At 65.0% G+C, this 26610-nt stretch carries 28 protein-coding genes; 16 read left to right on the top strand and 12 right to left on the bottom strand.

Going from position 1 to position 26610, the window contains the following annotated elements:
• Positions 1-141: 141 nt before the first annotated feature.
• The gene (locus tag ABIB73_RS30410; RefSeq protein ID WP_354230093.1) at positions 142-369 is read left to right on the top strand and encodes a DUF2093 domain-containing protein; all 228 of its coding nucleotides are present in this window, start codon (positions 142-144) and stop codon (positions 367-369) included.
• 10 nt (positions 370-379) lie between these two features.
• Here the strand turns inward: ABIB73_RS30410 and ABIB73_RS30405 are convergent, their stop codons facing one another.
• Complete coding sequence (locus tag ABIB73_RS30405; RefSeq protein ID WP_354230091.1) at positions 380-709, bottom strand: hypothetical protein; 330 nt, start codon at positions 707-709, stop codon at positions 380-382.
• 444 nt (positions 710-1153) lie between these two features.
• Here ABIB73_RS30405 and ABIB73_RS30400 point away from each other — a divergent pair, with 444 nt between their 5' ends.
• On the top strand, positions 1154-1351 hold the full coding sequence (locus ABIB73_RS30400) for a hypothetical protein (protein WP_354230089.1): 198 nt from the start codon (positions 1154-1156) through the stop codon (positions 1349-1351).
• 212 nt (positions 1352-1563) lie between these two features.
• Here the strand turns inward: ABIB73_RS30400 and lpxK are convergent, their stop codons facing one another.
• From lpxK to ABIB73_RS30370, 6 genes are all read right to left on the bottom strand, one after another.
• The gene (lpxK, locus tag ABIB73_RS30395; RefSeq protein WP_354230087.1) at positions 1564-2580 is read right to left on the bottom strand and encodes a tetraacyldisaccharide 4'-kinase; all 1017 of its coding nucleotides are present in this window, start codon (positions 2578-2580) and stop codon (positions 1564-1566) included.
• On the bottom strand, positions 2573-3877 hold the full coding sequence (locus tag ABIB73_RS30390) for a 3-deoxy-D-manno-octulosonic acid transferase (protein WP_354230085.1): 1305 nt from the start codon (positions 3875-3877) through the stop codon (positions 2573-2575). Before ABIB73_RS30390 ends, lpxK begins: the two co-directional genes overlap by 8 nt.
• Positions 3870-4583, bottom strand: coding sequence for a lysophospholipid acyltransferase family protein (locus ABIB73_RS30385; protein ID WP_354230083.1), 714 nt, complete (start codon positions 4581-4583; stop codon positions 3870-3872). The genes ABIB73_RS30390 and ABIB73_RS30385 overlap by 8 nt, the downstream gene beginning before the upstream one ends.
• On the bottom strand, positions 4580-4825 hold the full coding sequence (locus tag ABIB73_RS30380) for a DUF4170 domain-containing protein (protein WP_148744046.1): 246 nt from the start codon (positions 4823-4825) through the stop codon (positions 4580-4582). The genes ABIB73_RS30385 and ABIB73_RS30380 overlap by 4 nt, the downstream gene beginning before the upstream one ends.
• Positions 4826-4886: 61 nt before the next feature.
• Positions 4887-5696 (bottom strand): 3'(2'),5'-bisphosphate nucleotidase CysQ, encoded by an 810-nt coding sequence (locus tag ABIB73_RS30375; protein ID WP_354230080.1) that lies wholly within the window; start codon positions 5694-5696, stop codon positions 4887-4889.
• Positions 5683-7104, bottom strand: coding sequence for a TldD/PmbA family protein (locus ABIB73_RS30370; protein WP_354230079.1), 1422 nt, complete (start codon positions 7102-7104; stop codon positions 5683-5685). Before ABIB73_RS30370 ends, ABIB73_RS30375 begins: the two co-directional genes overlap by 14 nt.
• 274 nt (positions 7105-7378) lie before the next feature.
• On the opposite strand from ABIB73_RS30370, the gene ABIB73_RS30365 reads away from it, so the two are divergent.
• Positions 7379-7897: a DUF6101 family protein gene (locus ABIB73_RS30365; RefSeq protein ID WP_354230077.1), complete on the top strand. Its 519-nt coding sequence runs from the start codon at positions 7379-7381 to the stop codon at positions 7895-7897.
• Positions 7898-7903: 6 nt separating this feature from the next.
• On the opposite strand, the gene ubiA is transcribed toward ABIB73_RS30365, so the two are convergent.
• Entirely contained in the window at positions 7904-8836 is a 933-nt protein-coding gene (ubiA, locus tag ABIB73_RS30360; protein WP_354230075.1) for a 4-hydroxybenzoate octaprenyltransferase, read from the bottom strand.
• Positions 8833-9489, bottom strand: a complete 657-nt coding sequence (locus tag ABIB73_RS30355) for a hypothetical protein (RefSeq protein ID WP_354230109.1) — start codon at positions 9487-9489, stop codon at positions 8833-8835. Before ABIB73_RS30355 ends, ubiA begins: the two co-directional genes overlap by 4 nt.
• A 211-nt stretch (positions 9490-9700) precedes the next feature.
• Between ABIB73_RS30355 and ABIB73_RS30350 the strand changes: the two genes are divergently transcribed.
• Complete coding sequence (locus ABIB73_RS30350; protein ID WP_354230073.1) at positions 9701-10450, top strand: 16S rRNA (uracil(1498)-N(3))-methyltransferase; 750 nt, start codon at positions 9701-9703, stop codon at positions 10448-10450.
• Positions 10451-10536: 86 nt separating this feature from the next.
• Here the strand turns inward: ABIB73_RS30350 and ABIB73_RS30345 are convergent, their stop codons facing one another.
• Complete coding sequence (locus ABIB73_RS30345; RefSeq protein WP_354230071.1) at positions 10537-11244, bottom strand: GntR family transcriptional regulator; 708 nt, start codon at positions 11242-11244, stop codon at positions 10537-10539.
• A gap of 174 nt (positions 11245-11418) precedes the next feature.
• Here ABIB73_RS30345 and ABIB73_RS30340 point away from each other — a divergent pair, with 174 nt between their 5' ends.
• From ABIB73_RS30340 to ABIB73_RS30295, 10 genes are all read left to right on the top strand, one after another.
• The gene (locus ABIB73_RS30340; RefSeq protein ID WP_354230069.1) at positions 11419-13059 is read left to right on the top strand and encodes a sugar ABC transporter ATP-binding protein; all 1641 of its coding nucleotides are present in this window, start codon (positions 11419-11421) and stop codon (positions 13057-13059) included.
• A complete protein-coding gene (locus ABIB73_RS30335; RefSeq protein WP_354230067.1) occupies positions 13056-14393 on the top strand; it encodes an ABC transporter permease in 1338 nt (445 codons plus the stop codon). Before ABIB73_RS30340 ends, ABIB73_RS30335 begins: the two co-directional genes overlap by 4 nt.
• Positions 14394-14430: 37 nt before the next feature.
• Positions 14431-15354: a substrate-binding domain-containing protein gene (locus ABIB73_RS30330; RefSeq protein WP_502918468.1), complete on the top strand. Its 924-nt coding sequence runs from the start codon at positions 14431-14433 to the stop codon at positions 15352-15354.
• Between the two features lie 138 nt (positions 15355-15492).
• Positions 15493-16086, top strand: coding sequence for a DUF1349 domain-containing protein (locus ABIB73_RS30325; RefSeq protein ID WP_354230064.1), 594 nt, complete (start codon positions 15493-15495; stop codon positions 16084-16086).
• Between the two features lie 219 nt (positions 16087-16305).
• A complete protein-coding gene (locus ABIB73_RS30320; protein WP_354230062.1) occupies positions 16306-17457 on the top strand; it encodes an ATP phosphoribosyltransferase regulatory subunit in 1152 nt (383 codons plus the stop codon).
• Between the two features lie 3 nt (positions 17458-17460).
• Positions 17461-18438: an ATP phosphoribosyltransferase gene (hisG, locus tag ABIB73_RS30315; RefSeq protein ID WP_354230060.1), complete on the top strand. Its 978-nt coding sequence runs from the start codon at positions 17461-17463 to the stop codon at positions 18436-18438.
• Positions 18439-18554: 116 nt separating this feature from the next.
• Positions 18555-19601: a glycosyltransferase family 2 protein gene (locus ABIB73_RS30310; protein WP_354230059.1), complete on the top strand. Its 1047-nt coding sequence runs from the start codon at positions 18555-18557 to the stop codon at positions 19599-19601.
• On the top strand, positions 19598-20443 hold the full coding sequence (locus ABIB73_RS30305) for a ChbG/HpnK family deacetylase (RefSeq protein WP_354230057.1): 846 nt from the start codon (positions 19598-19600) through the stop codon (positions 20441-20443). Before ABIB73_RS30310 ends, ABIB73_RS30305 begins: the two co-directional genes overlap by 4 nt.
• Positions 20444-20568: 125 nt before the next feature.
• Complete coding sequence (locus tag ABIB73_RS30300; RefSeq protein WP_354230055.1) at positions 20569-21402, top strand: DUF2076 domain-containing protein; 834 nt, start codon at positions 20569-20571, stop codon at positions 21400-21402.
• A 201-nt stretch (positions 21403-21603) separates the two neighbouring features.
• A complete protein-coding gene (locus tag ABIB73_RS30295; RefSeq protein ID WP_354230053.1) occupies positions 21604-23376 on the top strand; it encodes a caspase family protein in 1773 nt (590 codons plus the stop codon).
• Positions 23377-23385: 9 nt separating this feature from the next.
• On the opposite strand, the gene ABIB73_RS30290 is transcribed toward ABIB73_RS30295, so the two are convergent.
• Complete coding sequence (locus ABIB73_RS30290; RefSeq protein ID WP_354230051.1) at positions 23386-24186, bottom strand: L,D-transpeptidase; 801 nt, start codon at positions 24184-24186, stop codon at positions 23386-23388.
• Between the two features lie 314 nt (positions 24187-24500).
• Here ABIB73_RS30290 and ABIB73_RS30285 point away from each other — a divergent pair, with 314 nt between their 5' ends.
• Complete coding sequence (locus ABIB73_RS30285; protein WP_354230049.1) at positions 24501-25286, top strand: protein phosphatase CheZ; 786 nt, start codon at positions 24501-24503, stop codon at positions 25284-25286.
• A gap of 187 nt (positions 25287-25473) precedes the next feature.
• Here the strand turns inward: ABIB73_RS30285 and ABIB73_RS30280 are convergent, their stop codons facing one another.
• Positions 25474-25995 (bottom strand): hypothetical protein, encoded by a 522-nt coding sequence (locus ABIB73_RS30280; protein WP_354230047.1) that lies wholly within the window; start codon positions 25993-25995, stop codon positions 25474-25476.
• A gap of 318 nt (positions 25996-26313) precedes the next feature.
• Here ABIB73_RS30280 and ABIB73_RS30275 point away from each other — a divergent pair, with 318 nt between their 5' ends.
• The gene (locus ABIB73_RS30275) at positions 26314-26610 is read left to right on the top strand and encodes a co-chaperone GroES (RefSeq protein WP_354230046.1); all 297 of its coding nucleotides are present in this window, start codon (positions 26314-26316) and stop codon (positions 26608-26610) included.

Here is a 26610-nt window from a genome sequence, read left to right as displayed (position 1 = left end):
TTCGCCGCAGCACTATCATGCGAAAACAGCAGCAAAACATCACAAGTCGGTGGGTTTGACGGGCGGACAAGCCGCCCTATCTATGCTACATTCAGTTCATCATTTCGTGCCCTCACGGGCTTTCGACGGAGACTTCCAACCGTGCTGAACAAGTTCGGCCCCTCGGGCCATGGCGAAGCGCAGGTGCAATATCTCGACGGCGACTTCCGCGTGATCTCGCCGGGGACCTATGTGTGCTGTGCCATCAGCGAGACGCGGATCCCGCTCGACGAATTGAAATACTGGAGCGTGGACCTGCAAGAGGCCTACGCCACGCCGACCGCCGTGTTGCAGCGGCATTTCCCCGCTGCGCTGAAGCCGCAGCCGTGAGGCCGCGGGCCTATTGTTGCTCCGCGCCATCCGCGCCCACGCAGGTCTTGATGAAGGTCTTCCGGGGCTCGCCGACGATCTTCTGATCGATCGCCTGCCTCAAGCAATCGAGCCGCGCCTGCGCCATGCAGAGCTGGATCTGGTCGCGCTTGTCCTGTCCCTTCACGTTTTGAGTCGTCGCAAGGCAGGTGACGCGCTTGGTCGCGGGAACCGGTACCGTGCTGGGAGCAGCGGACGGCGTCGTTTGTGCAAGCACGGGCGCCGGCGTCGTCTGTGCAAACGCCAGCGCAGTGATCAGACACACAAGGCTGGCGGCGACGGCCGCGAAGGGCAGTTTCATCGAATTCTCCCGATCGGCCCAGGACCGATAAAAGCCTCGCGATGAATGTCGCGTGAATGGCGGGCTGCCGTAGGATGGGTCAGCCTTGCGACTGCGCGAAGCGCAGTTCGCCGGGCGTCACGCACCGCTTCTTTCTCTAATGAAGAATGAAGAGAGTAAGGCGGGTTACGTGCTTGCACTCAGTGATGAGTCATTTCGCGCTGTGGTTGGATTCTTTGTTGCGGGACAGCGCCCTTAAGTTGTTTGACGAAGTTTTGCTGAAACAGAGGTCTGCTATGCTCCGCTTAGGTAATTAGCCCTGTTCTTTTTATCGCACAGACAAAAATGGCCATTGAACTTTGAACTTGGCGCAGTCTGTGAACGGGCTCATATCGAAGAGCCATCTGGCGGGCTACGATCATCTCGAAATTTGCGGTGGAATATCTTTAAATCGAGAGTCAAACGATGGGGGTGATCATGCCCGCCATATTAGACCTGCTCTATCGTGAATATTGCCGCGCCCGCCTGGCTGAAATGCGGAAACAGCTTCTGATCGCAGCTGAACGCTCTGAGGCTCTCGAAGCGGATCATCATCCTGCGGATCAGGGTGGCGATGAGAGGGCGGACGCATACCGCAAGACCTGCCGCAACGCGCCGACTTGAAGCGGCCCAACACCGGCGATCTCTCCCGCATAGCAGTGACCAAGCAATTGGCAACAGTTTGGGAGGCAGCAATGAATACATCTGAATTGCTATACTGTCATGGTGGCCCGCGCCTCATGCCTGACCATCATCGGACCAATGGCCGTCGGGGCGTGGTGAGCATGATTGACTGAACCGCGATCGCAGGGCCCTACATCGGAGGCCCTTACCGATCATCGCCTGCCGAATCTGCGCTCGCGAGCCTTGTAGAGATGATCGCTGATCAGGCGGCGCAGAGCTGCGGAGTCGTCAAACTCGAGCTGCACGGCGAACGGCACGACACCGTCAGGCACGCCGTCGCGGCCGCGCAGGCGCGCGAGATCCTTTTCCGTCGTCACCAGTATGAGCTGCTCGCGCTGGGCGTCGGCTGCAAGCGCGGCGAGCTCGGGCTGCGAAAACATGTGGTGATCGGGGAAGGGACGCGTGCGTGCGACCTCGATGCCGCTCGCGCGCAAGCTGCGAAAGAAGCGCTCGGGATCGCCGATGCCGGCGAAGGCAAATACCTGCTTGCCGAAGAGCTGCGCGATGGACGACGCATCCGGCTTCAGGCGTGCGCGCAGCACCGGCTTGCCGCGCCTCACAATCTCCGCCGCGACATCGTTGGCGGCATGACCGTCGCCGATCAGCAGCAGCGCGTCGGTGCGCGCGAGCTGCGCTTTCAGCGGCGCGCGCAGGGGGCCGGCGGGAAACACCTTGCCGTTGCCGAGGCCGCGCGCGCCGTCGATCACGATCAGGGAGGCATCCTTCATGATGCGGGGATTCTGAAAACCGTCATCCATCAGGATCACGGTCGCGCCTTGCGACTTCGCGAGCGGCACACCTTCGAGCCGATCGTGCGCGACCGCGACCGGGACGTCGCGCACCATCATCAGGGGTTCGTCGCCGACGTCGGCCGCGCGATGACGCTCGCGGTCGACCATCACCGGACCCTTCAGGCGTCCGCCATAGCCGCGACTGAGCACGACCGGGGTCTCGCCGAGCTCGCGCAGCAGTTTCGTCAACGCGAGCACGGTCGGCGTCTTGCCGGCGCCGCCGACATGGTAATTGCCGACACAGATCACGGGGATGCCGGCATCGACGCCCTGGCGCGCCATGCGGCGCGCCGCGATCGCGCCATAGAGCGCGCCCAAGGGACGGAGGACATGCGACTTCGGGGAACGTGGCCGGTACCAGAAGGCCGGCTCACGCATTGGCGGCTCCCATCTCGATCCGCAACTGCATCAGGTACGGTTCGAGCGCGGTCATCGTGCGATTCAGCGCGCCGCCGAGCTGCTCCACCACGCGATGACCTGCCTGCTGCATCTTGTCGCGCCCGGCGGGATCGGCCAGCAACGCCCCGAGCTGCTTGACCAGGATCTCCTGCGTCTCGGCGAGGCGCGCCCCGCCGCTTTGATCGAGCGCCTCGTAGACATCGGCAAAGTTGAAGACGTTCGGACCATGGACGATGGCCGCGCCGAGCTTGATCGCCTCGATCGGATTCTGCCCGCCATGGCGAATCAGCGATCCACCCATGAACACGATTCCCGAGAGGCGGTAGAACAGGCCGAGCTCGCCCATGGTGTCGGCGACATAGACATCGGCGGCGGCCGTCGGCAGCTCCTCGCGCGAACGCAAGGCCGGCTTCAGGCCGGACGCGGTGATCAGTCCCGCGATCGACGAGCCGCGATCCGGATGCCGCGGCACGATCACGGTCAAAAGCTGCGGGAAGAAGCCGGCAAGGCTGCGATGCGCCGCGACCAGCATCTCGTCTTCGCCGGGATGGGTCGAGGCCGCGACGATGATCGGCCGCCCCCGCGTCATCGCCATCAGCCGTTCGAGCTTTGCCGGATCGGCGGGCGGCGCCGGTACATCGAGCTTGAGATTTCCCGTGGTGACGACGTCGCGGCCGCCGAGCGTCGAGAAGCGCTCGGCGTCGGTCTTCGACTGGGCGAGGCAGATGTCGAACCGCGACAGCAGCGCCGAGATGGTGCCGTGCATGCGCCGCCAGCGCGGGAACGAGCGCGGCGACATCCGCCCGTTGATCAGCACCATCGGCACGCGCCGCGCCGCGCCGGCCAGGATCAGATTCGGCCACAAATCAGATTCGATGAACAGCGCCAGCGACGGCTTCCAGTGATCGAGGAAGCGCGCGACATAGCGCGGGGAATCGTACGGCACGTATTGATGGATGACGTCGGGCGGAAAGCGTTTTGCCACCACGGTGGCCGAGGTGACGGTGCCGGAGGTCAGGAGAATGCGCAGGTTCAGGTCGCGCAGCCGCTCGATCAGCGCAGCCGCCGCCAAAACCTCGCCGACGCTCGCGCCGTGGATCCAGACCAGTGGGCCGTGCGGGCGCACGTCCCGGGAGAGGCCCCGCCGCTCGCCGACGCGCGCGGGATCCTCCTTGCCCTGCCTCAGCCGCCGCTTGATCAGCGCAGGCGCGAGCGGCACCAGGCCTGAAGCCAGGCGCTGATACATCCGCAGCGTGATCGGCAGCGAATTAGCCATCTTCAGGTCCCGGGCGGCCGAGCTGCGCGTAGGCGCGGCGGGTCGCTTCGTTCAGCGTGTCTTCGAGCTCCTGCCGGAGCGCTTCCATGGTGGCGGCGTCGGCATCCGGCGGCACGCTGATTTCCTTGATGCCGACCAATGCGCCCCGCCCGAACGGCAAATTGATGGTGGTGCGGTCCCAGTTCTTGAGCCGGATGAAGCGGCTGGTCGCCATCGCGAAAGGCATGATCGGCCGCCCCGATTCCCGTGCCAGCATGATAATGCCGAGCCCGGCCAAGCGCGAGCGCTTCGGGACGTCGGCGGTCAGCGCGACATTACAGCCGTCCTGGAGCGTGTACACCATTTCCCTGAAGGCGCCGACACCACCTTTACGGTGAAAGGCCCCGCCGTGATCGCCGGAGCCGCGGATGGTGCCGATGCCGAGCCGCTCGACGGCGATCGCATTGAACTCGCCATCGCGATGCCGGGAGATCAGGACCTTGGCCCGGTAGGAGTCCTTGTTCCTGATGAATGGGGTAAGGAAATGCTGGCCGTGCCAGAAGGCGAAGATCGCCGGGATCTGCGGCTCGACGATCTCATAGACGTCCGGCGGATCGAACGTGAACTTGTTGGTCCGCCAGACCAGACGCAGATATTCGGCCGCCAGAACCCCGACGGCACGCTGAAGCCAGCTGCTTCGCAGCGTATTGCGAAGCAGTTTTTTCAACGCGCCTTCGATTCTTGATTCGGGTCGAGCAGCCGGTGGAGATGGACGATGAAATAGCGCATCTGTGCGTTGTCGACCGTGCTCTGCGCCTTGGCCCGCCAGGCGGCGTGGGCGGTCGCATAATTCGGATAGAGGCCGACGATCTCGACGTCGTCCAGGTTCTTGAAGGTGTTGTGCTCGAGATCGAGCAATTCGCCACCAATCACGAGATGGAGCAGTTGTTGCGGGGCACTATCTGGCATGGGTTCTCTTCCTAACGGACTGCCCGGCAAAGCAGTGTTCGACAAGCACAACGGACGCGCTTCACGGCAAGGGACGATTTCGAAAATGCGCGACAATGCTCGCATGACGATCGCGCCCCGCTGCCACCAGCACCCCGTGCGTGACTTCCCGGCGGTTATAGAGGATGGGTTCTCCGGAGAGGTCGCTCATCCTACCATCCGCTTCCTGCACGATCAAATCGGCCGCCGCAAGGTCCCAATCGTGGCTGTTGCCGCCCGCAAAAGCCGCATCCAGCGCGCCATCGGCGACCCGGCAGAGGCGAAGCGCGAGCGAGCCGATTCGCGGATGCAGCTTGATGTCGCCGCCTGCGGTATTGAGCCGCTCGACCATCGGCTTCGGGCCAGCGATCCGGGAGAAGTCGAGCGTGGCCCCTCGCGTCGCCCGCACCGGCTTGTCGTTGAGCGTCGTGCCCCGGCCGCGAGCCGCGAAAAAGAACTCGCCGCTGGTCGGCGCGAACACTGCGGCAAGGACTGGCGAGGCATCCTCGACCAGCGCCACGCTGACGCACCATTCGTCATGACCGCCCAGATAGTTGCGGGTGCCGTCGATGGGATCGACCACCCATGTCAGCCGCCGCGACAGCCGCGTGGAATCGTCGGCGCTCTCCTCCGACAGCCAGCCATAGTCCGGCGTGGCGCCGCGCAGGCGCGCTTCCAGGAGGTCGTTAACGGCGATGTCGGCTTCCGAGACCGGCGAGGACGCGCCCTTGGTCCACTTCTTCAGCTCGGTCTTGAACATCGACTGCGCGAGGCTGCCTGCGTCCCGGACCGTGTCTTTCAGCAGCGCTGCGTCGCGCGTCAGGATGGTTTCGTTCGCGTCAGCGTCCGCCAAGCGTCAAACCCTCGATGCGCACCGTCGGCGCATTGATGCCGTAGCGGAATTCGAGATTGTTCGCGGGCTGCATCGACTTGAAGATCTCGAACAGATGGCCCGCGATCGTGACCTCGCTGACGGGATAGGTGAGCTCGCCGTTCTCGATCCAGAAGCCGGAGGCGCCGCGGCTGTAATCGCCGGTGACGCCGTTGACGCCGGAGCCGATCAAATCGGTGACGTAGAAGCCCTGCTTGATGTCGGCGATCAGCTCGGCCGGCGTCGGCGTGCCAGCTTCGAGGTGCAGATTGTACGGCCCGGGCGAGGGCGAGGACGAGACGCCACGATGGGCGTGGCCGGTGGTGGTGAGGCCCAGCTCGCGCGCGGTGGCGCAATCGAGCAGCCAGGTCGTCAGCACGCCCTCGTCGACCAGCGCAATCTTCTTCACCGCGACGCCCTCGGCGTCAAACGTCTGCGAGCGCAGGCCACGCTTGCGCAGGGGATCGTCGATGATGCGGATGTTCTTGGCAAAGAGCTGCTGGCCGAGCTTGTCCTTCAGGAAGCTGGTCTTGCGCGCGATCGAGGCGCCGTTGATGGCGCCGACGACATGGCCGACCAGGGAGCCGGCGACGCGCGGATCGAACACGACCGGCACCTTGCAGGTCTCGACCTTGCGCGGATTGAAGCGCGCCACGGTGCGCTCGCCGGCCGAGCGGCCGACGATCTCCGGCGACAGCAGGTCGGCGCCATGCGGCGCCGAGGTGAAGTCGTAGTCGCGCTCCATGCCGGTGCCTTCGCCGACGATCGCGGTCGCCGAGATGCCCTGGCTCGAGCGCAGATAAGAACCGTGGAAGCCGGTGCTGGTGACCAGCACCATGCCGCCCATGCCGGCGGAGGCCGAGGCACCGCCGGATTTGGTCACACCTTTCACGGCGAGTGCTGCGGCCTCGGCCTCGAGCGCGCGGCGCTCGAGCTCCGAGGTCGCCGGCACGTCGGGATCGAGCAGATCGAGATCGGGGAAATCGCGCGCGAGCAGCGCGGGATCGGCGAGCCCAACATATTTGTCGTCGGGCGCCACGCGCGCCATCGCCACCGCGCGCTCCGCAAGCTTGGTGACGGCATCGCCGCTCGCATCATTGGTCGAGACCACGGCCTGGCGCCGGCCGACCAGCACGCGCAGGCCGACATCGTCACCCTCGGAACGCTCGGATTCCTCGACGCGGCCGTCACGCACCTCGACGCCTTGCGAGATGCCGCGCACCGCGACCGCATCGGCCGCATCCGCGCCGGCGCGCTTCGCCGCCTCGACCAGCCGCTGCGCGAGATCGGACAGCGCGGATTGATCGAACAGGTCGCGATTGGCCTTTGACGAGTCCTTGGACAAATCCTGGGGCGAAAGCGTCGAGCTTGCGGATGGTGAAGGGTTCACAAACGAAATCCTGTTGCGTGGGAGGTTTCGGGGCGATATGGGCCCTGAACACCAGATGTGCCCAATTGGTGCGGACTTCAAGCGTTTTCAGCCGGCAAAAAGCTCAGATTCGCAGCTCTCGCGCAACGTCTCGTCAATCATGCGCGCCAAGGTCTTGTCAATCATGCGCAGCGGTGACTTTGGATTAACCAGCCTTTTTAAGCGGTTTCCGAAAGCGGCGCGCTAAGGTCCTCGCATCGACCGGGAACATAATCCTGGCGGGGAGACTAAAGCCGTGAGGCGTCAAACAGCAATAAGCGGGACCGCTCCCGCCGGGTCGAGCCGCAGCCTGCGGCTCGACCCTCTTTCCCTTCCGGTCCGCTTCGATGCGCATGATCCGCGCGCCGACGGGTATGTCCGGCAGATCGAGCTTCATCGCGAACGCGTCGTGCTGCACCGTGCCGTCCGCGGCATGCGGATGGCAATCAATGTCCGCGTCAGCGACTTCACCGGCGTCGCGCTGCGCGGCAATGACGAGGCGCAGACCCTCGTCCTGGTCCATCGCGACCCTTCGCTTTCCGTTCCGCTGCTGATCAGCGCCGATGGCGACGAGCTCACTGAAGCGTGGGCGACCTGGAGCGAGATCTTTGCACTTCCGCAACTCGACGAAGGCGCCCGCAAGCCGGCGCCGCGCCGTCGCCGCTGCAACGCGATCCGCGCCCGCCGTCCGAAATTCTTGATGCGCCGGCGTACAGGCTTCAAGCGCGAGCTGCCGGTTCATCGCGCCGAGCGCGAGATCATCGCACGGAACTGAGCGAGGTTACACCGCCCGCATCATCGCGTCGGCGAGCAATCCCGCAAACAGCAGCAGCCCGGCATCACGGTTCGAATAGAACACGCGCTTGCAGAGCTCGGGATCATCGATCCGGAGCCGCGCGATCTGCCACGCCAGATGCACGGCGAAGGCCGCAAGCCCGAGCCACGCCGGCCAGCGCGCATCGCCTGACGCGAGCGCAACACAGATCAGCATCACCGCGAGCCCATAGAACAGGATCAGCGCCTGATGCGTATGGGCGCCGAACAGGCGCGCAGTCGACTTGACGCCGATCAGCGCGTCGTCCTCGGCGTCCTGATGCGCATAGATCGTGTCATAGCCGATCACCCAGGAGATCGCGCCGGCATAGAGCACGAGCGCCGTCACATCGATCCGCCCGAAGGTGACGGCAAATCCCATCAAGGCGCCCCAGGAGAAGGCGAGGCCGAGCACGATCTGCGGCCACCAGGTGATGCGCTTCATGAAGGGATAGATCGCGACGATCAGCAGCGAGGCGATGCCGGTCGCAATCGCGAAGCGGTTGAATTGCAGCAGCACCACGAGCCCGATCAGCGCCTGCACGACCAGGAAGACCAGCGCCTGCTTCGCGCTCACCTGCCCCGACGGCAGCGGCCGCGACCGTGTGCGCTCGACCTTGGCATCGAGGTCGCGGTCGGTGATGTCGTTCCAGGTGCAGCCCGCACCGCGCATCACGAAGGCGCCGATGAAGAACAGGATGATGGTGAGCGGCAGCCGGCTGACGTCGTGTGCCATGCCGGCGGCCAGCGCCGCCGACCACCAGCACGGCATCAGCAGAAGCCAGGAGCCGATCGGACGATCGAAGCGCGACAATCGCAGATAAGGCCGCGCCCATTGCGGCGCGAGCGTATCGACCCAGTTGCCGGTGGAATCGGCAACGCGGGCGGATGTATCACTCATCGGGTCAGGACGTTGCCGTTGAGCGTGTCGAAGGTGCTGCCGCCCTTCTTGCCGGCATTGGCTTCCGGCGCCGAGCCCGAACCCAGCACCTCGCTCAGCGACGGGCCGGCTGGACCGCGCGGCTGGTTCTGCATCTGCTGCGCGACCATGCAGACTTTCTTCTGCATGGCCTCGGTGTTCTTGTGCCCGGCCTTCATCTGCTCGCCGATCTGCGGCGGAATTCCGCATTTGGCGGCGTGGGACTTGACGTAGTCGATCATCTTGGATTCAGCTTGGCTGAAGTTGCCGATCAGCTTGCAGGCCTCCTCCGGCGGAGCATGGCGGTCGCTCGCGGCCTTGATCAGCTTGCCGCGCTTTTCGGCTTCCTCGCGCAGGGGGACGAACGCCTTCATGCAATCCTCGCCGGGACCGCCCTGCGTCGGCGGTGCCGCGCTGAAGCCGCCGCCACCGACGGGAGCCGCGCCGTTGACCGGGAACGAAGCTTGCGGCGCGCCGCCGACGGAGGCGACCGGCGCCGAGCCGTTGACGGGCGGAAACGCGGGGTCGGGCGCTGACTGGCCCGGCAGCGGCGCCGGGAATCCCTGGGCAAAAGCTCCCGCGGCGCCCATGGTGACCATGGCGGCAGTGATCGGAACCATCAAACGACGGATTATCAAGGCAGTCTCTCCGGCAGGAGCCTACGGGGTTCGGCGTCTTCCCAATTGAAGCGCAACCAGGGTGCTCGCGATTTTACGATTCCCGCCGGCCCTTAACAACCCGTCGAATAGGGCAAGAGCGCGGCGCGGGGACGCACCAGTTTGGCAATATTTACCCCCGAAATGGCTGCTTTCGGTTAAGAACGGCGGCAAAACGGACTTTTGAACGATGCCATCCCACGATTTTCGCGCCCCCCGCCTGTTCGTCGACGCGGCCCTCGCCCAGGACGCCAGGGTCGAACTCGACCGCGACCAGAGCAACTATCTCGGCAACGTGCTGCGGCTCGCCGCCGGGGCCCCGGTCCTGGCGTTCAACGGCCGCGACGGCGAATGGCAGGCCGCGATCGAAGGCCGCAAGCGGCCCGACAACCTCGTCATCCTCCAGCAGGCCCGCCCCCAAGACCGGCTCCCTGATCTCACCTATGTCTTCGCCCCGCTCAAACATGCCCGGCTGGATTACATGGTGCAGAAGGCCGTGGAGATGGGCGCTGCCACGCTGCAACCGGTCCAGACCCGGTTCACCCAGGCGTCCCGCGTCAACACCGAGCGCATGCGCGCCAATGTGGTCGAGGCGGCCGAGCAATGCGGGATTTTGAGCCTCGCCGCCGTGGCCGAACCCGCGCCGCTGGAGCGCTTCCTGAACCAGCGCGCGGCCGACAGGCTGCTGGTGTTCTGCGATGAGGCGGCCGAGGTCGAAAACCCCATCCAGGGCCTGCAGAGCGCGCGCGAGGCCGGGCATGGCATCGACGTCTTGATCGGTCCCGAAGGCGGTTTCGCCGAGGAAGAGCGGGCACTGCTCTTGCGGCAGCCAAAAATCCTGCGGCTGGCGCTTGGTCCGCGGATCCTGCGGGCCGATACGGCCGCGGTGGCGGCGCTGGCGCTGGTGCAGGCGGTGCTGGGCGATTGGGGCGGCGACTAGTCCCTCCTTCCCGGAGGGTAGTCGTGAATCAACATCCGCAAAGGCCGCCGTATCACAGCCGTATCACTCAGCTCTGATTCCGGGTGCTAGTCTTCAAAGAAGCCGGGATGTTTCGCGACAAAAGACTGCAGCTCGCGCGATACGCGATCGAGATGGTTCGCCATTTCGCTTTTTGCCTGATCAGGCTCATGCGCAGCAATCGCGCGAAATATCGCTTCGTGCTCGCGGAAGGTTCCCTCGGGCCGTCCCGGCTCCGGCAGAAGCGTCCGGCGAACTCGCTCAAGATGAGTTCGGATCGGATCGAGGACCTCGCCAACCCGCCCCAGACGCAAACCCTCAGTCAGCTGGCGATGAAATCGGGTGTCGAGTTCGTGGAAACCTTGGAGATCACCGCTGGTGATGGCGGCCATTTGGTAGGCGAGGTTCTGACCAAGCGCAGCAATCGCATCGTCCGGCATGTCGGCCGCGCAGACCCCGACAACCTCTATCTCCAGTGCACGCCTCATCAACATCCATTGCCGCACATCCTCAAGGTGGATCTTGGCCACGTAAGAGCCGCGCTGCGGCTCAACCACTACAAGCCCCTCAAAAGCGAGCCGATTGATCGCGGTCGTTATGGAGAGTCGAGACACTTCGAAAATCGCACACCACTCGTTCTTGTCGATTGGGGCGTCCGGCGCGAGCGCACCCGAAACGATGGCACGCTTGAGCGCCAAATAGGCCTGGTCGACTTTCGACCCGCCCGCCCGACGTGCGGCGGCCGTTCCTCCGCTGAATCCGCCGACTGAATGCATGCTGTGGTCCTGTGGCTGATGTTCACATTTCCAGTGGCGCGGGAGCCAATTGTGGACACCAAGAAGCTTGACGAGCGGCAACTGATATAACTAGCATATCAGAAAAATAACCAACGAATACCTGCCGCTCGACGTCTCCAGAGACTTTGGGCGCGCCGGGAGGAGAGCAGCCCGATGGAGACACGCTTCGGCGCCCTCGGAGGAGAGGATGATCGGGCCGCGGACCGCCCCGCCCGTATCGTCGAGCCCGGCAGCCGGGCCTGCGCGCCGACCGGGCAAACTGTGCTCTCTGCGGAGCGCGTCTCGAAGTCTTTTGCTGGCGTAAAGGCCCTCAACAACGTCGACTTCGATCTGCGCTGCGGCGAGGTGCACGCACTGATGGGCGAGAACGGTGCCGGCAAAAGCACCTTGATGAAAATTCTCGCGGGCGTGCATACGAATTATCAGGGGACGATTCAGGTCGGTGGCCGGGCCGGCGCATTTGCCGGTGTGCGCGATGCTGAAGAGGCCGGCGTCGCGATCATCCATCAGGAGCTCAATCTCGTTCCCGAGCTGAGCATCGCCGACAATATCTTTCTTGGTCGCGAGCCGCTGATCGGCGGCGTGCTGATCAATCGCCGCCGCATGGTCAAGGCGGCGGAGCGCCTGCTGCGCCGCCTCGGCGTCTCGATCGCTCCGGAAAGTCGACTCGCCGACTTGCGCGTCGGCGAGCAGCAATTGGTGGAAATCGCCAAGGCGCTGTCGCTCGACGCACGCATCCTTATCATGGACGAGCCGACCTCTGCATTGTCGTCGTCGGAATGCGAGACGCTGTTCAAAATCGTGCGACAACTCGCGAGCGAAGGTGTCGCGATCATCTACACCTCGCATCGTATCGAGGAGGTGCTCGATCTCGCCGACCGGGTGACGGTGCTGCGCGACGGCAGGCGCGTTGTCACGGCTCCGATCGGTGACCTGTCGCGGGGCGCGATCATCTCGGCGATGGTCGGCCGCGACATGGTCACAAGCGATCGCGGTGCGGCTGCGCAAGACGGTGCGAACGTCCTCTCGGTGGATGACCTGACGCTGGACACGCTTGGTCCGCACGGCTGGCGCCGGATGTTGCACGGCGTCAGCTTTCAGCTCGGACGCGGCGAGATCCTGGGCATCGGCGGCCTGCTCGGTTCCGGCAGGACGGAGATCCTGGAGTCTATCTTTGGTGTCGCGAACGGTTGGCGGGGCGGCGCCATCGCGATCGATGGCGCGACCGTCGATATCAGCTCGCCAGCGGAGGCCTACCGCCTCGGTGTCGCGCTCGTGAGCGAGGATCGCAAAGAGCGCGGCCTGCACCTTGCGGCCTCGATCTGCGACAATATCGCCCTGCCCTCGATCGGCGCGCTGTCGCGCTTCGGCCTGCGCGCTGTCGCGCTTGAACGCGCCCTGGCGGCCGACATGGTCGGCCGGCTGTCGGTCCGCTGCACCGGCATCGATCAGACGGCAGCAGCGCTCTCCGGCGGCAATCAGCAGAAGGTCGTGATCGGCAAGTGGCTCGCCACCGAACCGCGGATTCTTCTGCTCGACGAGCCGACCCGCGGCATCGATATCGGCGCCAAGCAGGACATCTACCGGCTGATCTTCGATCTCGCCGCTCAAGGCCTCGGCATCGTCGTGGTCACCTCCGAGATGCCGGAGCTTCTTCTGTTGTCCGACCGCATCCTGGTGATGTCTGAGGGACGGCAGACCGGAGTCCTGCGGCGCGAGAGCGCGACGCAGGAGACGGTGATGCGTCTTGCAGCGCCAGGCATGGCAGCGTGGTCGCAGGAAACATCGTCATGAAGGCGTTTCTTCGGCTCTTGTCCCGGACCAAGCTTTACTGGGGGTTGCTGCTCATCTGCCTGGTCGGTGCCCTCACCTCGCCGCATACGTCATCCGGTAACAATATCTTCCTGTCCTACGGTAATCTGACCGATGTCCTGCGGCAGGTCTCGATTACGGGCCTGGTCGCCACCGGCATGACGATGGTCATTCTGCTCGGCGGCATCGATTTGTCGGTCGGCTCGGTCATGGGCTTCGCGACGGTGATCTGCGCGATGCTGCTCACCAAGCCCGGCTGGACCGCGGCCGCTGTGATGGGCGTTCCGGCGGCGACGCTCGTGAGTGGCGCAGCCATTGCGCTCGTTGTGCGCTTCATTGTCCGCGGCCTGGCGCGGGGCCGTGACGTCGGCGCGGGGCGACGCCGCGAATTCGCAGTGTCGCCCTGGCGCAGCCTGTGGATTCCCGCGCTGCTCGGCCTTCTCGGCGCCGCCGCCGTTGCGTGGTGGACGGCAAGCCAGGCGACGGCCAAGTTCGGCGTTCTCGGCGTTCTCCTCGTGGCGCCGTGCCTCGCGCTGCTGCTTGGCGCCATCAACGGGCTCTTGGTCGTCGCCGGGCGCTTGCAACCCTTCATAGCGACGCTGGCCATGATGGTCAGCGCACTCGGCATCGCCCGTCTCACCGCGGGCCAGGACAATGCCGTCGTACCGGTCTACACCGGTACCAATGCCACCGAAGCATTTGAGTTGCTCCGCTCGATGCTGTGGGGCGTGCTGCCGATGCCAAGTGTTTTCTTCCTCGCGGCGATCATCCTGTTCGGCGCGATCCTGCGCTTCACGACCTTCGGCCGCTACGCCTACGCTATCGGCGGCAACATCGAGGCCGCCAAGCTTTCGGGCATTAACGTCGCCCAGGTCCAGCTCACGGCCTATCTGCTGTCCGGATTCTTGGCAGGAATTGCAGGGGTCCTGTTCGTCGCGCAGTACCGCCAAGGCAAGCCCGATGCCGGCGCCGGGCTCGAGCTCGACGCCATCGCCGCGGTCGTGATCGGCGGCACCAGCCTGATGGGCGGCCGAGGCGGTCTCGCCGGCACCTTCGTCGGCGTCCTGATCTTCGGTTTGCTGTCGGACATCCTCCAGCTTCAGAACATCGACTCCAACGTCCAACTGCTGATGAAGGGGTTGATCATCGTCTGCACCGTGTTGGTGCAGGAGCAGAATCTCGGCCAGCTCATCGCGCGGTGGCGGTTCAGCCGATCGCCGGAAGCCAGCGCCGATCCGAAAACAGCCGAGTCCTATCGGCTGCCAAGCGCCGCCAAAGCGCAATTTGCAAGGGAGGATCTCGATGAAGCGTCGTGAATTCCTAAAACTGTCGACCACCATGGCCGGCGCCGCAATGACGATCTACGTGCCGGCCGGCTGGAGTCCCGCCAAGGCCGCCGCGAAGTGGAAGGTCGGCTTCAGCCAATGCACCACGCTCGAGCCGTGGCGCGTGCAGTTCAACAAGGACATCCAGGCCGAGGCCAAGAAGCAGCCCGATGTCGAGCTCGTCATCACCGACGGCCAGGACAAGACCGAGAAGCAGGTCGCCGATTGCGAAAACCTCGTTGTCCAGCAGGTCAACGTCCTGTTGATCTCACCCAAGGAATCGGCGGGCCTGACCGGCGTCGTCGAGAAGGCGATCGACGCCAAGATTCCAGTCATCGTGCTGGACCGCAACGTCGACACCAAGCGGATCACACAGTTCATCGGCGGCGACAATGTCGCGATCGGCAAGGCCGCCGGCGAATATGCTGTGAAGCTGCTCGGCGGTCCCGGCAAGGCGGCCGGCAACGTCGTCGAAATCTGGGGCGGCATGGGCACGCAGCCCGCACACGACCGGCACGACGGCTTCCATGCTTTCACCGACAAGGAACCGGGCATCAAGAACCTGCTCAACAATCAGTCGGGCGACTGGAAGCAGGACAAGGCCTACAACATCATGACGACCGCGCTGCGCAATAACGAGAAGATCGACCTGGTCTATGGCCATAACGATCCGATGGCCTATGGCGCCTATCTCGCGGCCAAGGACGCCGGCCGCGACAAGGATATCAAGTTCATTCTTGGCATCGATGGCCTGCCGGATGAAGGCGTGACCTGGGTCAACAAGGGGCAGCTCACGGCGACATTCCTTTATGCAACCCCCGGGGCTGAAGGGCTACGGCAAGCTGTCAAACTCTTGAAGGGCGAGAAGCTGGAGCCGGTCATCACCTTGCCCACGATGCTGATTACGCGGGACAATGCATCGGAGATCCTGAAGAAGAACGGGCTGCTTTGACCTCTGGATCTTCAGGCCGACGCGGGAGCTGACAGAATCTGGTTCGACCTGGTCGAACCAGATTCTGCATTCGTTTGGGTTGTCCCTCTGCTTGTGGGAAGGCGTTGGACCGGCTGCCAATGCTAATCGAGGTTTGACATGAGCGATTCGATCTTCCGCAGAAGCGACGGTGTGTGGCTGAATGAACCGGAACGATGGACCGCGCGCGGCGACAGTCTTGAGATGGTCACTGATCAAGCCACCGATTTCTGGCGCGAAACCCATTACGGTTTCAGCCGGGACAGCGGGCATTTCCTGGGCTTCCGCACCGCCGAGGCATTCACCGCCGAATTGCGCGTCCAAGGCGACTTTCGGGCGCTCTACGACCAGGCGGGCATCATGGTCCGTATCGACGAGCAACGTTGGGTCAAGGCCGGAATCGAGTTCTCCGACGGCCGCGCCATGCTTGGCAGCGTTCTGACCGACGGGCGATCGGATTGGGCGACAGCCCCCTATGAACACGACGCCGGCGACTTCTGGATGCGCGCAACCGTGACGAATGGTGTCCTTCGCTTGCAGGTTTCGGCCGATGGCAAGCTCTGGCCGCTTGTGCGATTGGCGCCATTCGCCAAGGCAAACTCGTACCTTGTGGGGCCGATGGCCTGCACGCCCGAGCGGGCCGGATTGAAGGTCGTTTTCCCGGCGTTCCGGCTAACACCGCCGCTCGGCAAGGATCTGCATGATCTCGGCTGAGGGGTGGCCATCAGCGGCCGCCGGCTTGGGCCATTCCCGATCTCTCCAGAGCCGATCGGCGCAGCCACGCCGCAATCCATCGTTCAGATCGAGGCCAAGGCACGGCAGCCGACCGTTAAGCGATTGATCCTTTGGAGGTCGAAACCGATTTCCGGCCATGCTAAGGGCTGCGCCATCTCCCTTCCCTGCCCGGTTCCACCCGGGACCATGGACCCCGTCATGACCGCGACTGTCACTTCAAATGCTGCCGGCTCCCCCGCCTGGGCGGATACGCTGCTGTTGTCGTTCGCGCAGGCGGGCTATGTCAGGGCCGAGCCCGCCATCCTGCAACCGGCCGAGCCGTTCCTGGACCTTTCCGGCGAGGACATCCGCAAGAGCCTGTATCTGACGACGGACCTGTCCGGCGAGGAGCTCTGCCTGCGCCCGGACCTGACGATCCCCGTGGCGCGCGATTACCTCGCGTCCGGCCGCGCCGGCCAGCCGGCCGGATTCAGCTATCTCGGCCCGGTGTTCCGCTACCGCAGCGGACAGGCCAGTGAATTCCTTCAAGCCGGCATCGAGTCGTTCGGCCGCCAGGACAGCGCCGCCGCGGATGCCGAGATGCTGGCGCTGGCTCTGGAAGCGACCGCCGCCTTCGGCGTCCGCGACGTCGAGATCCGAACCGGTGACGTGGCGCTGTTCAACGCCCTGCTCGATGCGCTCGACCTCTATCCGGTCTGGCGCCGCCGCCTGGTCAAGGATTTCAACCGCAAGATCAGCCTGGAGCAGGATCTGGAGCGGCTGGCGCGCACGACCGCCACCACCCGCAGCGAATATGAGGGCGTGCTGGCCGCGCTCGCGGGCTCCGACCGCAAGGCGGCGCTCGCCTTCGTCACCGATTTGATGTCGATCGCCGGCACCACCAATGTCGGCGGCCGCACCACGGCCGAGATCGCCGACCGCTTCCTCGAGCAATCGACACTCAAGGGCGGCGCACTGCCGCGCGAGGCGATCGCCGTGCTGAAGCGCTTCCTGTCGATATCGGGCAATCCGGACGATGCCATCGCGGCGCTGCGCGCGCTCACCAATGATGCAAAGCTCGACCTTGCCGCTGCGATCGACCAGTTCGAAAGCCGGGTCGGCTTCATGGCGGCACGTGGCATCGACGTGAAGGCGACGCGCTTCTCGACCGCGTTCGGGCGCGGCCTCGACTACTACACCGGCTTCGAGTTCGAGCTGCATCACCGGGGCAACGGCGCTGAGCCGCTGGTCGCTGGCGGCCGCTATGACGGGCTGATGACCCAGCTCGGATCGCCGGATCCGATTGCTGCCGTCGGCTTCTCGGTCTGGGTGGACGCGCTGACCAGGATCGGCCGCAAGGTGGGAGCTTAAGCCATGAGCGCGCAATTCGTCCTGGCCGTTCCCTCCAAGGGGCGCCTTCAGGAAAACGCCGAGGCCTTTTTCGCCCGTGCAGGGCTCAAGCTGTCGAAGGCCGGCGGCGCACGCGACTATCGCGGCACGATTGCGGGCCTCGACAATGTCGAGGTCGCCTATCTCTCGGCGAGCGAGATCGCCGCGCAACTGGCCCGCGGCTTCGCGCATCTCGGTGTCACCGGGGAAGACCTGGTGCGCGAGAACATTGCGGACGCCGACAAGCGCGTATCGCTGATCGAGGGATTGGGCTTCGGCTACGCCGACGTCGTCGTCGCCGTGCCGCAGGCCTGGATCGACGTCCGCACCATGGCCGATCTCGACGACGTCACCACCGGCTTCCGCGAGCAGCATCACATGCGGATGCGGGTCGCTACCAAGTTCATCAACCTCACCCGCGCCTTCTTCCAGAGCCACGGCATCGTCGACTACCGCATCGTCGAAAGCACCGGTGCGACCGAGGGCGCGCCGGCGGCCGGCGCCGCCGAGCTGATCGTCGACATCACCACAACCGGCGCGACGCTTGCCGCCAATGGACTCCGGGTGCTCGACGACGGCGTGATGCTGCGCAGCCAGGCCAATCTGGTCGCCTCGAAGGAGGCCGACTGGACACCGCACGCCCGCGAGACCGCACGCGTCATCCTCGATCACATCGCGGCACGGGCGCGGGCCAACAAATATCGCGAGGTCCGGACCCGATTCCGGCAATGCGACGCCGCCATGCTGGAAGAAGCCCACAGGAACTTTGGGGTCGAAACCCCGTTCGGCGGGCCGACCTCGTCGGGCATGCTCACGCTGCACTGCCCACCGGGACAACTCTATGCCCTCGCGAGCTTCCTGCGCGAGCATGGCGCCGAGACCGTCTCGGTGGTTTCGCTCGACTATGTGTTCGACCGGGAGAACCCGCTGTTCGCCAAGCTCGAGGCGTTCCTGCGGCAGTGAGCCCTAGATCCGTTCAGCATGGCGACAGCAAGCGGCAGCTACCATATGAAGTTGAGATAACTTGCAAGAAGACGATAACTTGCACGAAGACTTGGACACCTCTGGAACCTTGATCAATGACGCTGGGCTCTGACGTTTCCGGCCTGACGACCACCGCGGCAGGCGCCGCGGCGAAGGGACTGTCGATTGTCGTCCCCGTCTACAACGAGGCGGCGGGCTTGGCGTCCCTGCATCAGCGCGTCTGCGACCTCGCCAAGACCCTGCGGCAACGCTATCGCCTCGCCTGCGAAGTCGTCTATGTCGACGACGGCAGTGCGGATGCGACGTTGTCGATCGCACGCAGCCTGCCGGCCGATACGATCGACGTCCAGGTGGTCTCTCTGTCGCGCAATTTCGGCAAGGAGGCCGCGCTGATGGCCGGGCTCGACCATGCCCGGCTCGGCGCCGTGATGTTCATGGACGGCGACGGCCAGCATCCACCGGCGCTGATCGAACAGCTGGTGCGGCACTGGATCGAAGACGGCTATGACGTCGTCTATACCGCCAAGGCGCATCGCGACAACGAGCCCTTCCTGCGGCGGCTTGCCGTGCACGGCTTCTACGCGCTGATCAATTGGGGCGCCCGCCAGAAGATCCCGGAGGATGCCGGCGATTTCCGCCTGCTGTCGCCGCGCGCGGTTGCGGCGCTCAGGCAGCTGCCGGAGCGCAATCGCTTCTTTAAGGGTCTGGCAAGCTGGATCGGCTTCCGCCAGATCCGCGTCGACTACGAGCCCGCGCCGCGCACCCATGGCGTGACAACCTTCAGCGCCGCGCGTCTGCTTGGTCTTTCGATCGAAGGGGTGACCTCGTTCTCGGTGGCGCCGCTGCGCTTTGCCAGCCTGCTCGGCGTGATCCTGGCCGGCGGCGCCTTCCTGTTCGGCCTCTCGATCCTGTGGGAGGTCTGGACCACCGGCAAGCAGGTGCCCGGCTATCCCTCGCTCGTGATCGGCCTGATGACGATCGGCGGCGTGCAGCTCATCATGATCGGCATTGTCGGCGAATATATCGGCAAGATCCTGTCCGAGCTGAAAGCGCGCCCGATCTACTTCGTCGCCGAGCACAGTGAAAAGCAATTCGAGGCCGACAAGGCCGACGACGCCTCGAAGAGGACGGCGGCCGAATGAGCGCGGCGGCGGCGCCGCGGCGGATCTGGCTCTGCGCCGACGATTACGGCATCAGCCCGGGCGTCAACCGCGCCATCCGCGACCTGATCGAGCGCGGCCGCCTCAACGCCACGTCGGTGATGATGGTTGGCCCCGCGGTCGAGCGCGGCGAGATCGATGCACTTCAGGCCGCAGCAAAGGCGAGCCCGCGCTGCGCGATCGGATTGCACGTGACGCTGTCGGCACCGTTCCGGCCGCTGACCATGCATTTCCGTCCGCTCGACGGCGACATGTTCCTGCCATTTCCGAAACTGCTGCGCGCCGGCCTGGCGCGGCGGCTCGACCGCGAGTTCTTTCGCAATGAGGTGAAGGCGCAGTTGGCGGCCTTCGCGGAAGCCTTCGGCCGCACGCCCGACTTTGTCGACGGCCACCAGCATGTGCAGCTGTTTCCGCAGGTGCGCGACGGCTTTGTCGATGCGGTCAGCGAAGCCGCGCCAAAGGCCTGGGTGCGCCAGGGCGGCCGCGACCTGCCGCTGGCGCAGCGGCTGGCCTCGCCAAAAGCAATGGTGCTCGATATTCTCAGCGCGCAATTCCGCCGCCGCGCCGGCGACGCCGGCCTCAGCTTCAATCCCGGCTTTGCCGGCGCCTATGACTTCACGCGGGCGGCCGATTTCGGCGCGTTGATGCGGCAATTCCTGGAAGGCCTGCCCGACGGCGGCCTCGTGATGTGCCACCCCGGCTTCGTCGACGACATCCTCACCGGCCTCGACCCGATGACCGACGTCCGCGAGCGCGAGCATGCTTACCTTGCCGGCGATGCGTTCCCGCAGCTGCTCACGGCCAGCAACGTGACATTGGGATGAAACCGGCGACATCTGACCTGCGAGGCAGCTTGTCGCATACCGAAATTTAATCCGGCCGGCACTGTTGAGGCCACAATGGAACCCTACATCTGGCTCGCGCTTGTTTCGCGCAAGGGAGACAGATCATGACGCCGCAGGAACGCCAACTCGTTGACGAGCTTTTCGACCGGCTTTCAAAACTCGAGAATGCACCGCGCGATCCCGATGCGATTACCGCGATCTCGGACGGACTGCGCAAGGCGCCCGGCGCGATCTATGCGCTGGTGCAGACCGTGCTGTTGCAGGACGAGGCGCTGAAGCGCGCCCATGCCCGAATCCAGGAGCTGGAGGCCGGGCATGCGCCGGAGCAGGCCCAGTCCGGCGGCTTCCTGGATACCATGCGCGACACGCTGTTTGGTTCGAGCCCGTCACGCGGCTCGGTTCCGAACGTGCCGCCGCGTGACGCAAGGCCGGTGTGGAACAGCGGCCAGGCAATGCACCAGGCCCAGCCAGGTTACGGCCAGCCGCCCTACGGACAGGCTTACGGCCAAGGACCTGGGCAAGGCTACGGCCCTCCGCCGGTCGGCGGTGGCGGCGGCTCCTTCCTCGGTACGGCAGCGGCGGCTGCGGCCGGCGTGGTCGGCGGCTCGCTGCTGCTCTCCAGCATCCGCGGCATGATGGGCGGACCGCATCAGCAGGCCTTCGGTGACAGCAGCGCATTCGGTGATCGCGGCGGCAGCCCCTGGGGCGGCAGCGACCAGTCCGGCGGCTCGCTCGCCCGCGACGCCGGCCTCAACGACATCGGCTCCAACCGCGACCGCGACGACTCGCGCCAGGGCTTGTTCGATCAGGCCTCGAACAACGACCGGACCGACAACGATCAGAACTATGACGACGATCACGACAACGGCAGCGTGGACGTGGCCGACGACAGTGATTTCGGCGGTGGCGGCGACGACGGCGGCAGCGATTACGCCTGATCGCGGCGAGCCTCTCGCAAGCTCAAAGGAAACGGCCGCCGAAAGGCGGCCGTCGCCGTTTTGGCGATGCCGTCCAGGTCCGCCCGTGCGTGCGCACGGTCACACAGAACCGGTCTGCCAAGCGGGCCGATCTTGGAGACACCGGGCGTCATTGCTATGATGGCCCTTTCAGGAGCCATATTGCACCTGCGGAGATCGTCCGTGCGATCCGCCTTTCTGCTTCTGCTCGCGCTGATCTTTTCGATGTCGGCCGATGCCGCCTGGGCCGGCAAGCGCGTCGCGCTCATCATCGGCGTCTCCGAGTATCGGCAGGTGCCGCGGCTCGCCAATCCCGTGCGCGACGCCGACGCGATGACGGCCCTGTTCAAGAACGCCGGCTTCGACACCGTCGACAGCCGTCGCGATCTCGGCATCACCGAGCTGCGCCGCGCGATCCGGGAATTCTCCGCGACCTCGCAGGATGCCGACGTCGCGGTGGTCTATTATGCCGGCCACGGCATGGAAGTCGACGGCGTCAACTATCTGGTGCCGGCCGATGCCAGGCTCGCAAGCGATTTCGACATCGAGGACGAAGCCATCTCGCTCGATCGCGTGATGCGCGCGCTCGATGGCGCCAAGCGGCTCAAGCTCGTCATCCTCGATGCCTGCCGCGACAATCCTTTCGCCATCACCATGAAGCGCACCGTCGCCAGCCGCGCGATCGGACGCGGCCTTGCCAAGGTCGAGCCCTCGATGTCCGATACGCTGATCGCATTCGCCGCCAAGGCCGGCGCGGTGGCGAGCGACGGCGATGGGCAGAACAGCCCGTTCGCCACGGCGCTGGTCCGCAACATCGCCGAGCCCGGGCTGGACCTGCGCATCGCCTTCGGCCGCGTCCGCGACGAGGTGCTCAAGGCCACCGGCAACCGCCAGGAGCCGTTCGTCTACGGATCGCTCGGCGGCGATACGGTGGCGCTGGTACCGCGCGTCGCCGATCCCGAGGCCGAAGCGCGCGTGGACTATGAGCTGGCGGCGCAGGTCGGGACCAAGGAAGCCTGGGATTCCTTCATGGCCAAGCACCAGGCTGGCTTCTTCGCCAACCTCGCCCGCGGACAGACCAGCAAGCTCGAAGCGGCCCAGCAGAGCCGCGCCAAAGCGGACGACGCCAAGCGGCAGGCCGAGGAGCTGGCGGCGCAGAAAGCCGCCGACTTCCGCAGGCAATTGGAGGAGCAGAGCGCGCGCCAGACCGCGGAAGCCAAGCAGAAGCTCTCCGAACAGGCCAAGCACGATCTCGACGAGGCGCGAGCACAGATCGCGGAGCAGGCCAAGAAGGAGCTGGACGAGGCCAGGCGTCAGGTCGAACAGGCGCGGCAGCAGGCCGATGCGGCCCGGATCCAGGTCGACACGGCCAGGCGCCAGGCGGCGGCCGATGCCCAGGTTCAGGTCGAACAGGCCAAGCGCGATGCCAAAGCCCGGGCCAAGGACAAGGCGGAGAAGCTGGCGGCACTCACGCCCAACCAGCCGGCCGCTCTGGAGCCGGCTCCCGCCGCAGCGCCGATGATGGACCCGGCCGATATCGCGCGCCTGCTCCAGGCTCATTTGAAGCGCGTGGGCTGCAATCCCGGCAATGTCGACGGCAAATGGGATGACGGCTCCCGCAACGCGCTGGAGCTGTTCAACAAGAACGCCGACACCCATTTCGACGTGAAACTGGCGAGCCTCGACGCACTGGATTCCGTGCGCAGCAAGACCGATCGGATCTGTCCGCTGGTCTGCCCCAGGGGGCAGCGCACTGAGGGCGATCGCTGCGTCCAGATCGGTTGCGCGAGCGGCTATGTCCTCAATGCGAGCGGTGCCTGCGGGAAACGGCCGGAGCCCGCACCGAAGCCGAAGACCGTGACGCGGCAGGAGCCGGCCGCGCCACGCAGCGCGCCGGCGCCGCGCGCCGGCGGCGGCAAGTGTTTCTCGTTCAGCGGCAAGACCTATTGCGAGTGACGAGCCGGATCACATCACCACGACCTTGGTGCCGACATTGACGCGGCCATAGAGGTCGATGACGTCCTCGTTGCGCATGCGGATGCAGCCCGAAGAGACGTTGGTGCCGATGGTCCAGGGCTCGTTGGAGCCGTGGATGCGATAGAGCGTCGAGCCCAGGTACATCGCGCGCGCGCCGAGCGGGTTTTCCGGGCCGCCTTCCATGTGCCGTGGCAAATCGGGACGGCGCGCGATCATTTCCGCGGGCGGCGTCCAATCCGGCCATTCGCGCTTGGCCGTGATCGACTTGACACCGGACCAGGTGAAGCCGTCGCGTCCGACGCCGATGCCATAACGCATCGCCCGGCCGTTACCCTCGACGAGATAGAGAAACTTGTTCGAGGAATCGACCACGATCGTGCCGGCACTTTCCTTGCCGCTATAATCAACAAGTTGTTTCTCGAATTTCGGATCGAACGGACGCTGCCGCGGGTCGACCGCCTCCTGCTGGAGACCTGCGCCCTGCATCTGCGGCTCGCCCATCGGCGGCAGGCGGCGGGGATCGTTATAGGCCGGCTGCTGCTGATACATCGGCTGCTGCCGCGCATAGGCCGGGCCACGGCCGGGCCCATCGCCGAACAGGAACTCGATGAAACCGCCGCCCATGTTCGCATTCGAGGCGACCCGCACCGGTGCCGGTGGCACCTGCGGCTGGTAGAGCACCGCGGGCGGATCGTTCGGCACGGTATTGTCGAAGGCGCTCGCGCTGTTAGCGCCGGCAATGAAGGTGCAAGCGCTGCCAAGCAGCGCGACAGACATTTTCTTGAACATCGACGTACTCTGTACTGTTTCGTCTAGTTACATTCGCCGTCGAACGCGTCTGGCTGATCCGCGCCCTCGACGTGGTCAATAAAGAGCAAAAGCCGTTTCGTTTGGTAAACGGAAACGGCGTTTGGATTCACCACGTCGTCAAGCGAGGGGCAATTTGGCGATCAGCGTTTATTTTCGGTGAACAACGCAAACGCATGGTTAACCGCCGGTTTTCACCGCCGTCCCGCGCTGCCGCACAACAGTTCCTGCTGTGAACTTCGTGTTAAATCGCTTCTGCCTAAAAAGACGCGTGAGTGAGGTGGGGGGAGTTCCTGATGGCTATTCACCGCAAACGTTTTCGTGTCGAAGAGGCTATTGTCGGCGAGACGCCCAGCCCCGAAATGATTGAAGAGGCTGCGCCGATGCATAGCGAGATCATGGCGGAGCTGCGCGCGATCCGCGCACAGATGGCGAAGGGCATTGCGCCGGCGCCCTTGTCCGGCAGCGCAGCCATGGCGGCGATCGACGCTTCCACCGCCCAGGAGCTTTCCGACGCACGCACCATGCTCGAGACGTATCGGGCGCAGATCGAGCAGTGCGAGAAGCTGAAGGTCGAGCTCGACCTCATCCATGACGCCATCGACCGCACCAAGCGCGAGATCGCGACGCTGCACGGCAAGAGCTTTGACGGCGGCGAAATGGCCAAGGTCAATGGCGAGCTCGGCGCTGTGGTTGGCGGTACCGAGCAGGCGACCCAGCAGATTCTCGAAGCCGCCGAATCGATCGACCAGGCGGCCAGCGCGATGTCCAAGGTGCAGTCGGCCGACCAGCAGAAACGGCTCGCCGACGACATCCAGGAACGCGTCATCTCGATCTTCGAGGCCTGCAACTTCCAGGACCTGACCGGCCAGCGCATCAGCAAGGTCATGGGCACGATGAAATTCATCGAGCAGCACATCAACGCGATGATGGAGATCTGGGGCGGCGTCGACGCGATCAAGGCCCACGTGCCGGCGCAGGTCGACACCCGCGGCGAGGACGAAAAACTCCTCAACGGTCCGAAGCTCGCCGGCGACGTCGGCCACGCCTCGCAGGACGACATCGACGCCCTGTTCGACTGAGCGAACGGGCAGACGGAAAAGCAAACCGCCGGCGCAAGCCGGCGTTTTTGTTTTTGGGGGCCATCCCCTCCTTGTCATCGTCCGCGAAAGCGGACGATCCAGTATTCCAGAGACGGCAGTAATTGAGCCGAGAAGCCGCGGCGTGCTGGATACCCCGCTTTCGCGGGGCATGACGGAAGAGAGAAAATCACGCCCGCGGCGCGCAGCGGACGTAGACCATGTTGCCGTAACGGGTGGCGGCGTCCTTATCGACGAAGCGGGTGATCATGACGCGGCCGTCGAAGGAGACGACCTCGCGGTCCTGCTCGCCGGGCGTCGGACCAGCCGGGCCGATATAGTTCTTGCCGCCTGGCGCGCCCTTCAGCCGCAGCTCCTGCGGCGTCGCCTGGTCGGCGAGATGCATGACCACGCCGCCGGCGGTGCCGGCGCCGATCACGTAGGGATTCTTGCACTGAGCCCGTGCGGCGGCTTCGGTGCGGGCGCGGTCGGCCGGGTTCTGGAACGAGGCGAGACCCCAGCGGCCGACGATCTCGTCGGCGCGGATGCTCGCCGGCATTTCCGGCCCGGCACCGGGCTGGGCCTCGGGCGGCGGCGAGGATGACGAGAAAGACGGCAGGCTCATGCCACCGCCGCAGGCACCCAACAGCAGCGCCAGGCAAGAGACGGCCGCCAGATTGGCGACCGTGCGCGTGTGAGCTGAACTGATCATGGCATTCCCCCGAACAAGACCATGGCCGCATCCCTGCCGCAGCCAAGCGCAAAACCGCTGCCGGAGCAATGACGTCCTAATATACGCCGGTACCCCGAACGAGTTTCCAATGCCACCATCCTATATCCGCCTCACCAATCGCTTAACCACCTTTGCTTGACAGGATCGCGGCCAAGCCATATTCCCGGCGCACTATTAGCACTCGGAAAGACCGATTGCTAAGCGCGCCGTTCGATCCTCAGGACGAGGATGGACGGGAGCGCCGCCCTCACCTACTTCCGCTGCTTTCGGAAAACCGAGCCTCCAAAGGGAAACGTCATGGCTAAGTCCAAATTTCGTCCGCTGCATGACCGTGTCGTGGTCAAACGTATCGATGCCGAGGCAAAGACCAAGGGCGGCATCATCATTCCCGACACCGCCAAGGAAAAGCCGTCCCAGGGCGAAGTCGTCGCCGTCGGCCCCGGCGGCCGCGACGAGGCAGGCAAGCTGATCCCGATCGACCTCAAGGTCGGCGACCGCGTGCTGTTCGGCAAATGGTCGGGCACCGAAGTCAAGATCGACAACGACGAGCTCCTGATCATGAAGGAGTCGGACATCATGGGCGTGATGGCCTAA

Source organism: Bradyrhizobium sp. F1.4.3 (genome assembly GCF_040548375.1).
GTDB lineage: Bacteria > Pseudomonadota > Alphaproteobacteria > Rhizobiales > Xanthobacteraceae > Bradyrhizobium.
This window is presented reverse-complemented; position numbering and strand designations above follow the sequence as displayed.

Excerpts from the sequence above, each read along its gene's own strand:
- ABIB73_RS30300 (WP_354230055.1), top strand. The coding sequence starts at position 20,569 with ATGACGCCGCAGGAACGCCAACTCGTTGACGAGCTTTTCGACCGGCTT.
- ABIB73_RS30320 (WP_354230062.1), top strand. The coding sequence starts at position 16,306 with ATGACCGCGACTGTCACTTCAAATGCTGCCGGCTCCCCCGCCTGGGCG.
- ABIB73_RS30275 (WP_354230046.1), top strand. The coding sequence starts at position 26,314 with ATGGCTAAGTCCAAATTTCGTCCGCTGCATGACCGTGTCGTGGTCAAA.
- ABIB73_RS30400 (WP_354230089.1), top strand. The coding sequence starts at position 1,154 with ATGGGGGTGATCATGCCCGCCATATTAGACCTGCTCTATCGTGAATAT.
- lpxK (WP_354230087.1), bottom strand. The coding sequence starts at position 2,580 with ATGCGTGAGCCGGCCTTCTGGTACCGGCCACGTTCCCCGAAGTCGCAT.
- ABIB73_RS30380 (WP_148744046.1), bottom strand. The coding sequence starts at position 4,825 with ATGCCAGATAGTGCCCCGCAACAACTGCTCCATCTCGTGATTGGTGGC.
- ABIB73_RS30350 (WP_354230073.1), top strand. The coding sequence starts at position 9,701 with ATGCCATCCCACGATTTTCGCGCCCCCCGCCTGTTCGTCGACGCGGCC.
- ABIB73_RS30340 (WP_354230069.1), top strand. The coding sequence starts at position 11,419 with ATGGAGACACGCTTCGGCGCCCTCGGAGGAGAGGATGATCGGGCCGCG.
- hisG (WP_354230060.1), top strand. The coding sequence starts at position 17,461 with ATGAGCGCGCAATTCGTCCTGGCCGTTCCCTCCAAGGGGCGCCTTCAG.
- ABIB73_RS30325 (WP_354230064.1), top strand. The coding sequence starts at position 15,493 with ATGAGCGATTCGATCTTCCGCAGAAGCGACGGTGTGTGGCTGAATGAA.
- ABIB73_RS30390 (WP_354230085.1), bottom strand. The coding sequence starts at position 3,877 with ATGGCTAATTCGCTGCCGATCACGCTGCGGATGTATCAGCGCCTGGCT.
- ABIB73_RS30330 (WP_502918468.1), top strand. The coding sequence starts at position 14,431 with ATGACGATCTACGTGCCGGCCGGCTGGAGTCCCGCCAAGGCCGCCGCG.
- ubiA (WP_354230075.1), bottom strand. The coding sequence starts at position 8,836 with ATGAGTGATACATCCGCCCGCGTTGCCGATTCCACCGGCAACTGGGTC.
- ABIB73_RS30280 (WP_354230047.1), bottom strand. The coding sequence starts at position 25,995 with ATGATCAGTTCAGCTCACACGCGCACGGTCGCCAATCTGGCGGCCGTC.
- ABIB73_RS30310 (WP_354230059.1), top strand. The coding sequence starts at position 18,555 with ATGACGCTGGGCTCTGACGTTTCCGGCCTGACGACCACCGCGGCAGGC.
- ABIB73_RS30345 (WP_354230071.1), bottom strand. The coding sequence starts at position 11,244 with ATGCATTCAGTCGGCGGATTCAGCGGAGGAACGGCCGCCGCACGTCGG.
- ABIB73_RS30405 (WP_354230091.1), bottom strand. The coding sequence starts at position 709 with ATGAAACTGCCCTTCGCGGCCGTCGCCGCCAGCCTTGTGTGTCTGATC.
- ABIB73_RS30285 (WP_354230049.1), top strand. The coding sequence starts at position 24,501 with ATGGCTATTCACCGCAAACGTTTTCGTGTCGAAGAGGCTATTGTCGGC.
- ABIB73_RS30305 (WP_354230057.1), top strand. The coding sequence starts at position 19,598 with ATGAGCGCGGCGGCGGCGCCGCGGCGGATCTGGCTCTGCGCCGACGAT.
- ABIB73_RS30290 (WP_354230051.1), bottom strand. The coding sequence starts at position 24,186 with ATGTTCAAGAAAATGTCTGTCGCGCTGCTTGGCAGCGCTTGCACCTTC.
- ABIB73_RS30335 (WP_354230067.1), top strand. The coding sequence starts at position 13,056 with ATGAAGGCGTTTCTTCGGCTCTTGTCCCGGACCAAGCTTTACTGGGGG.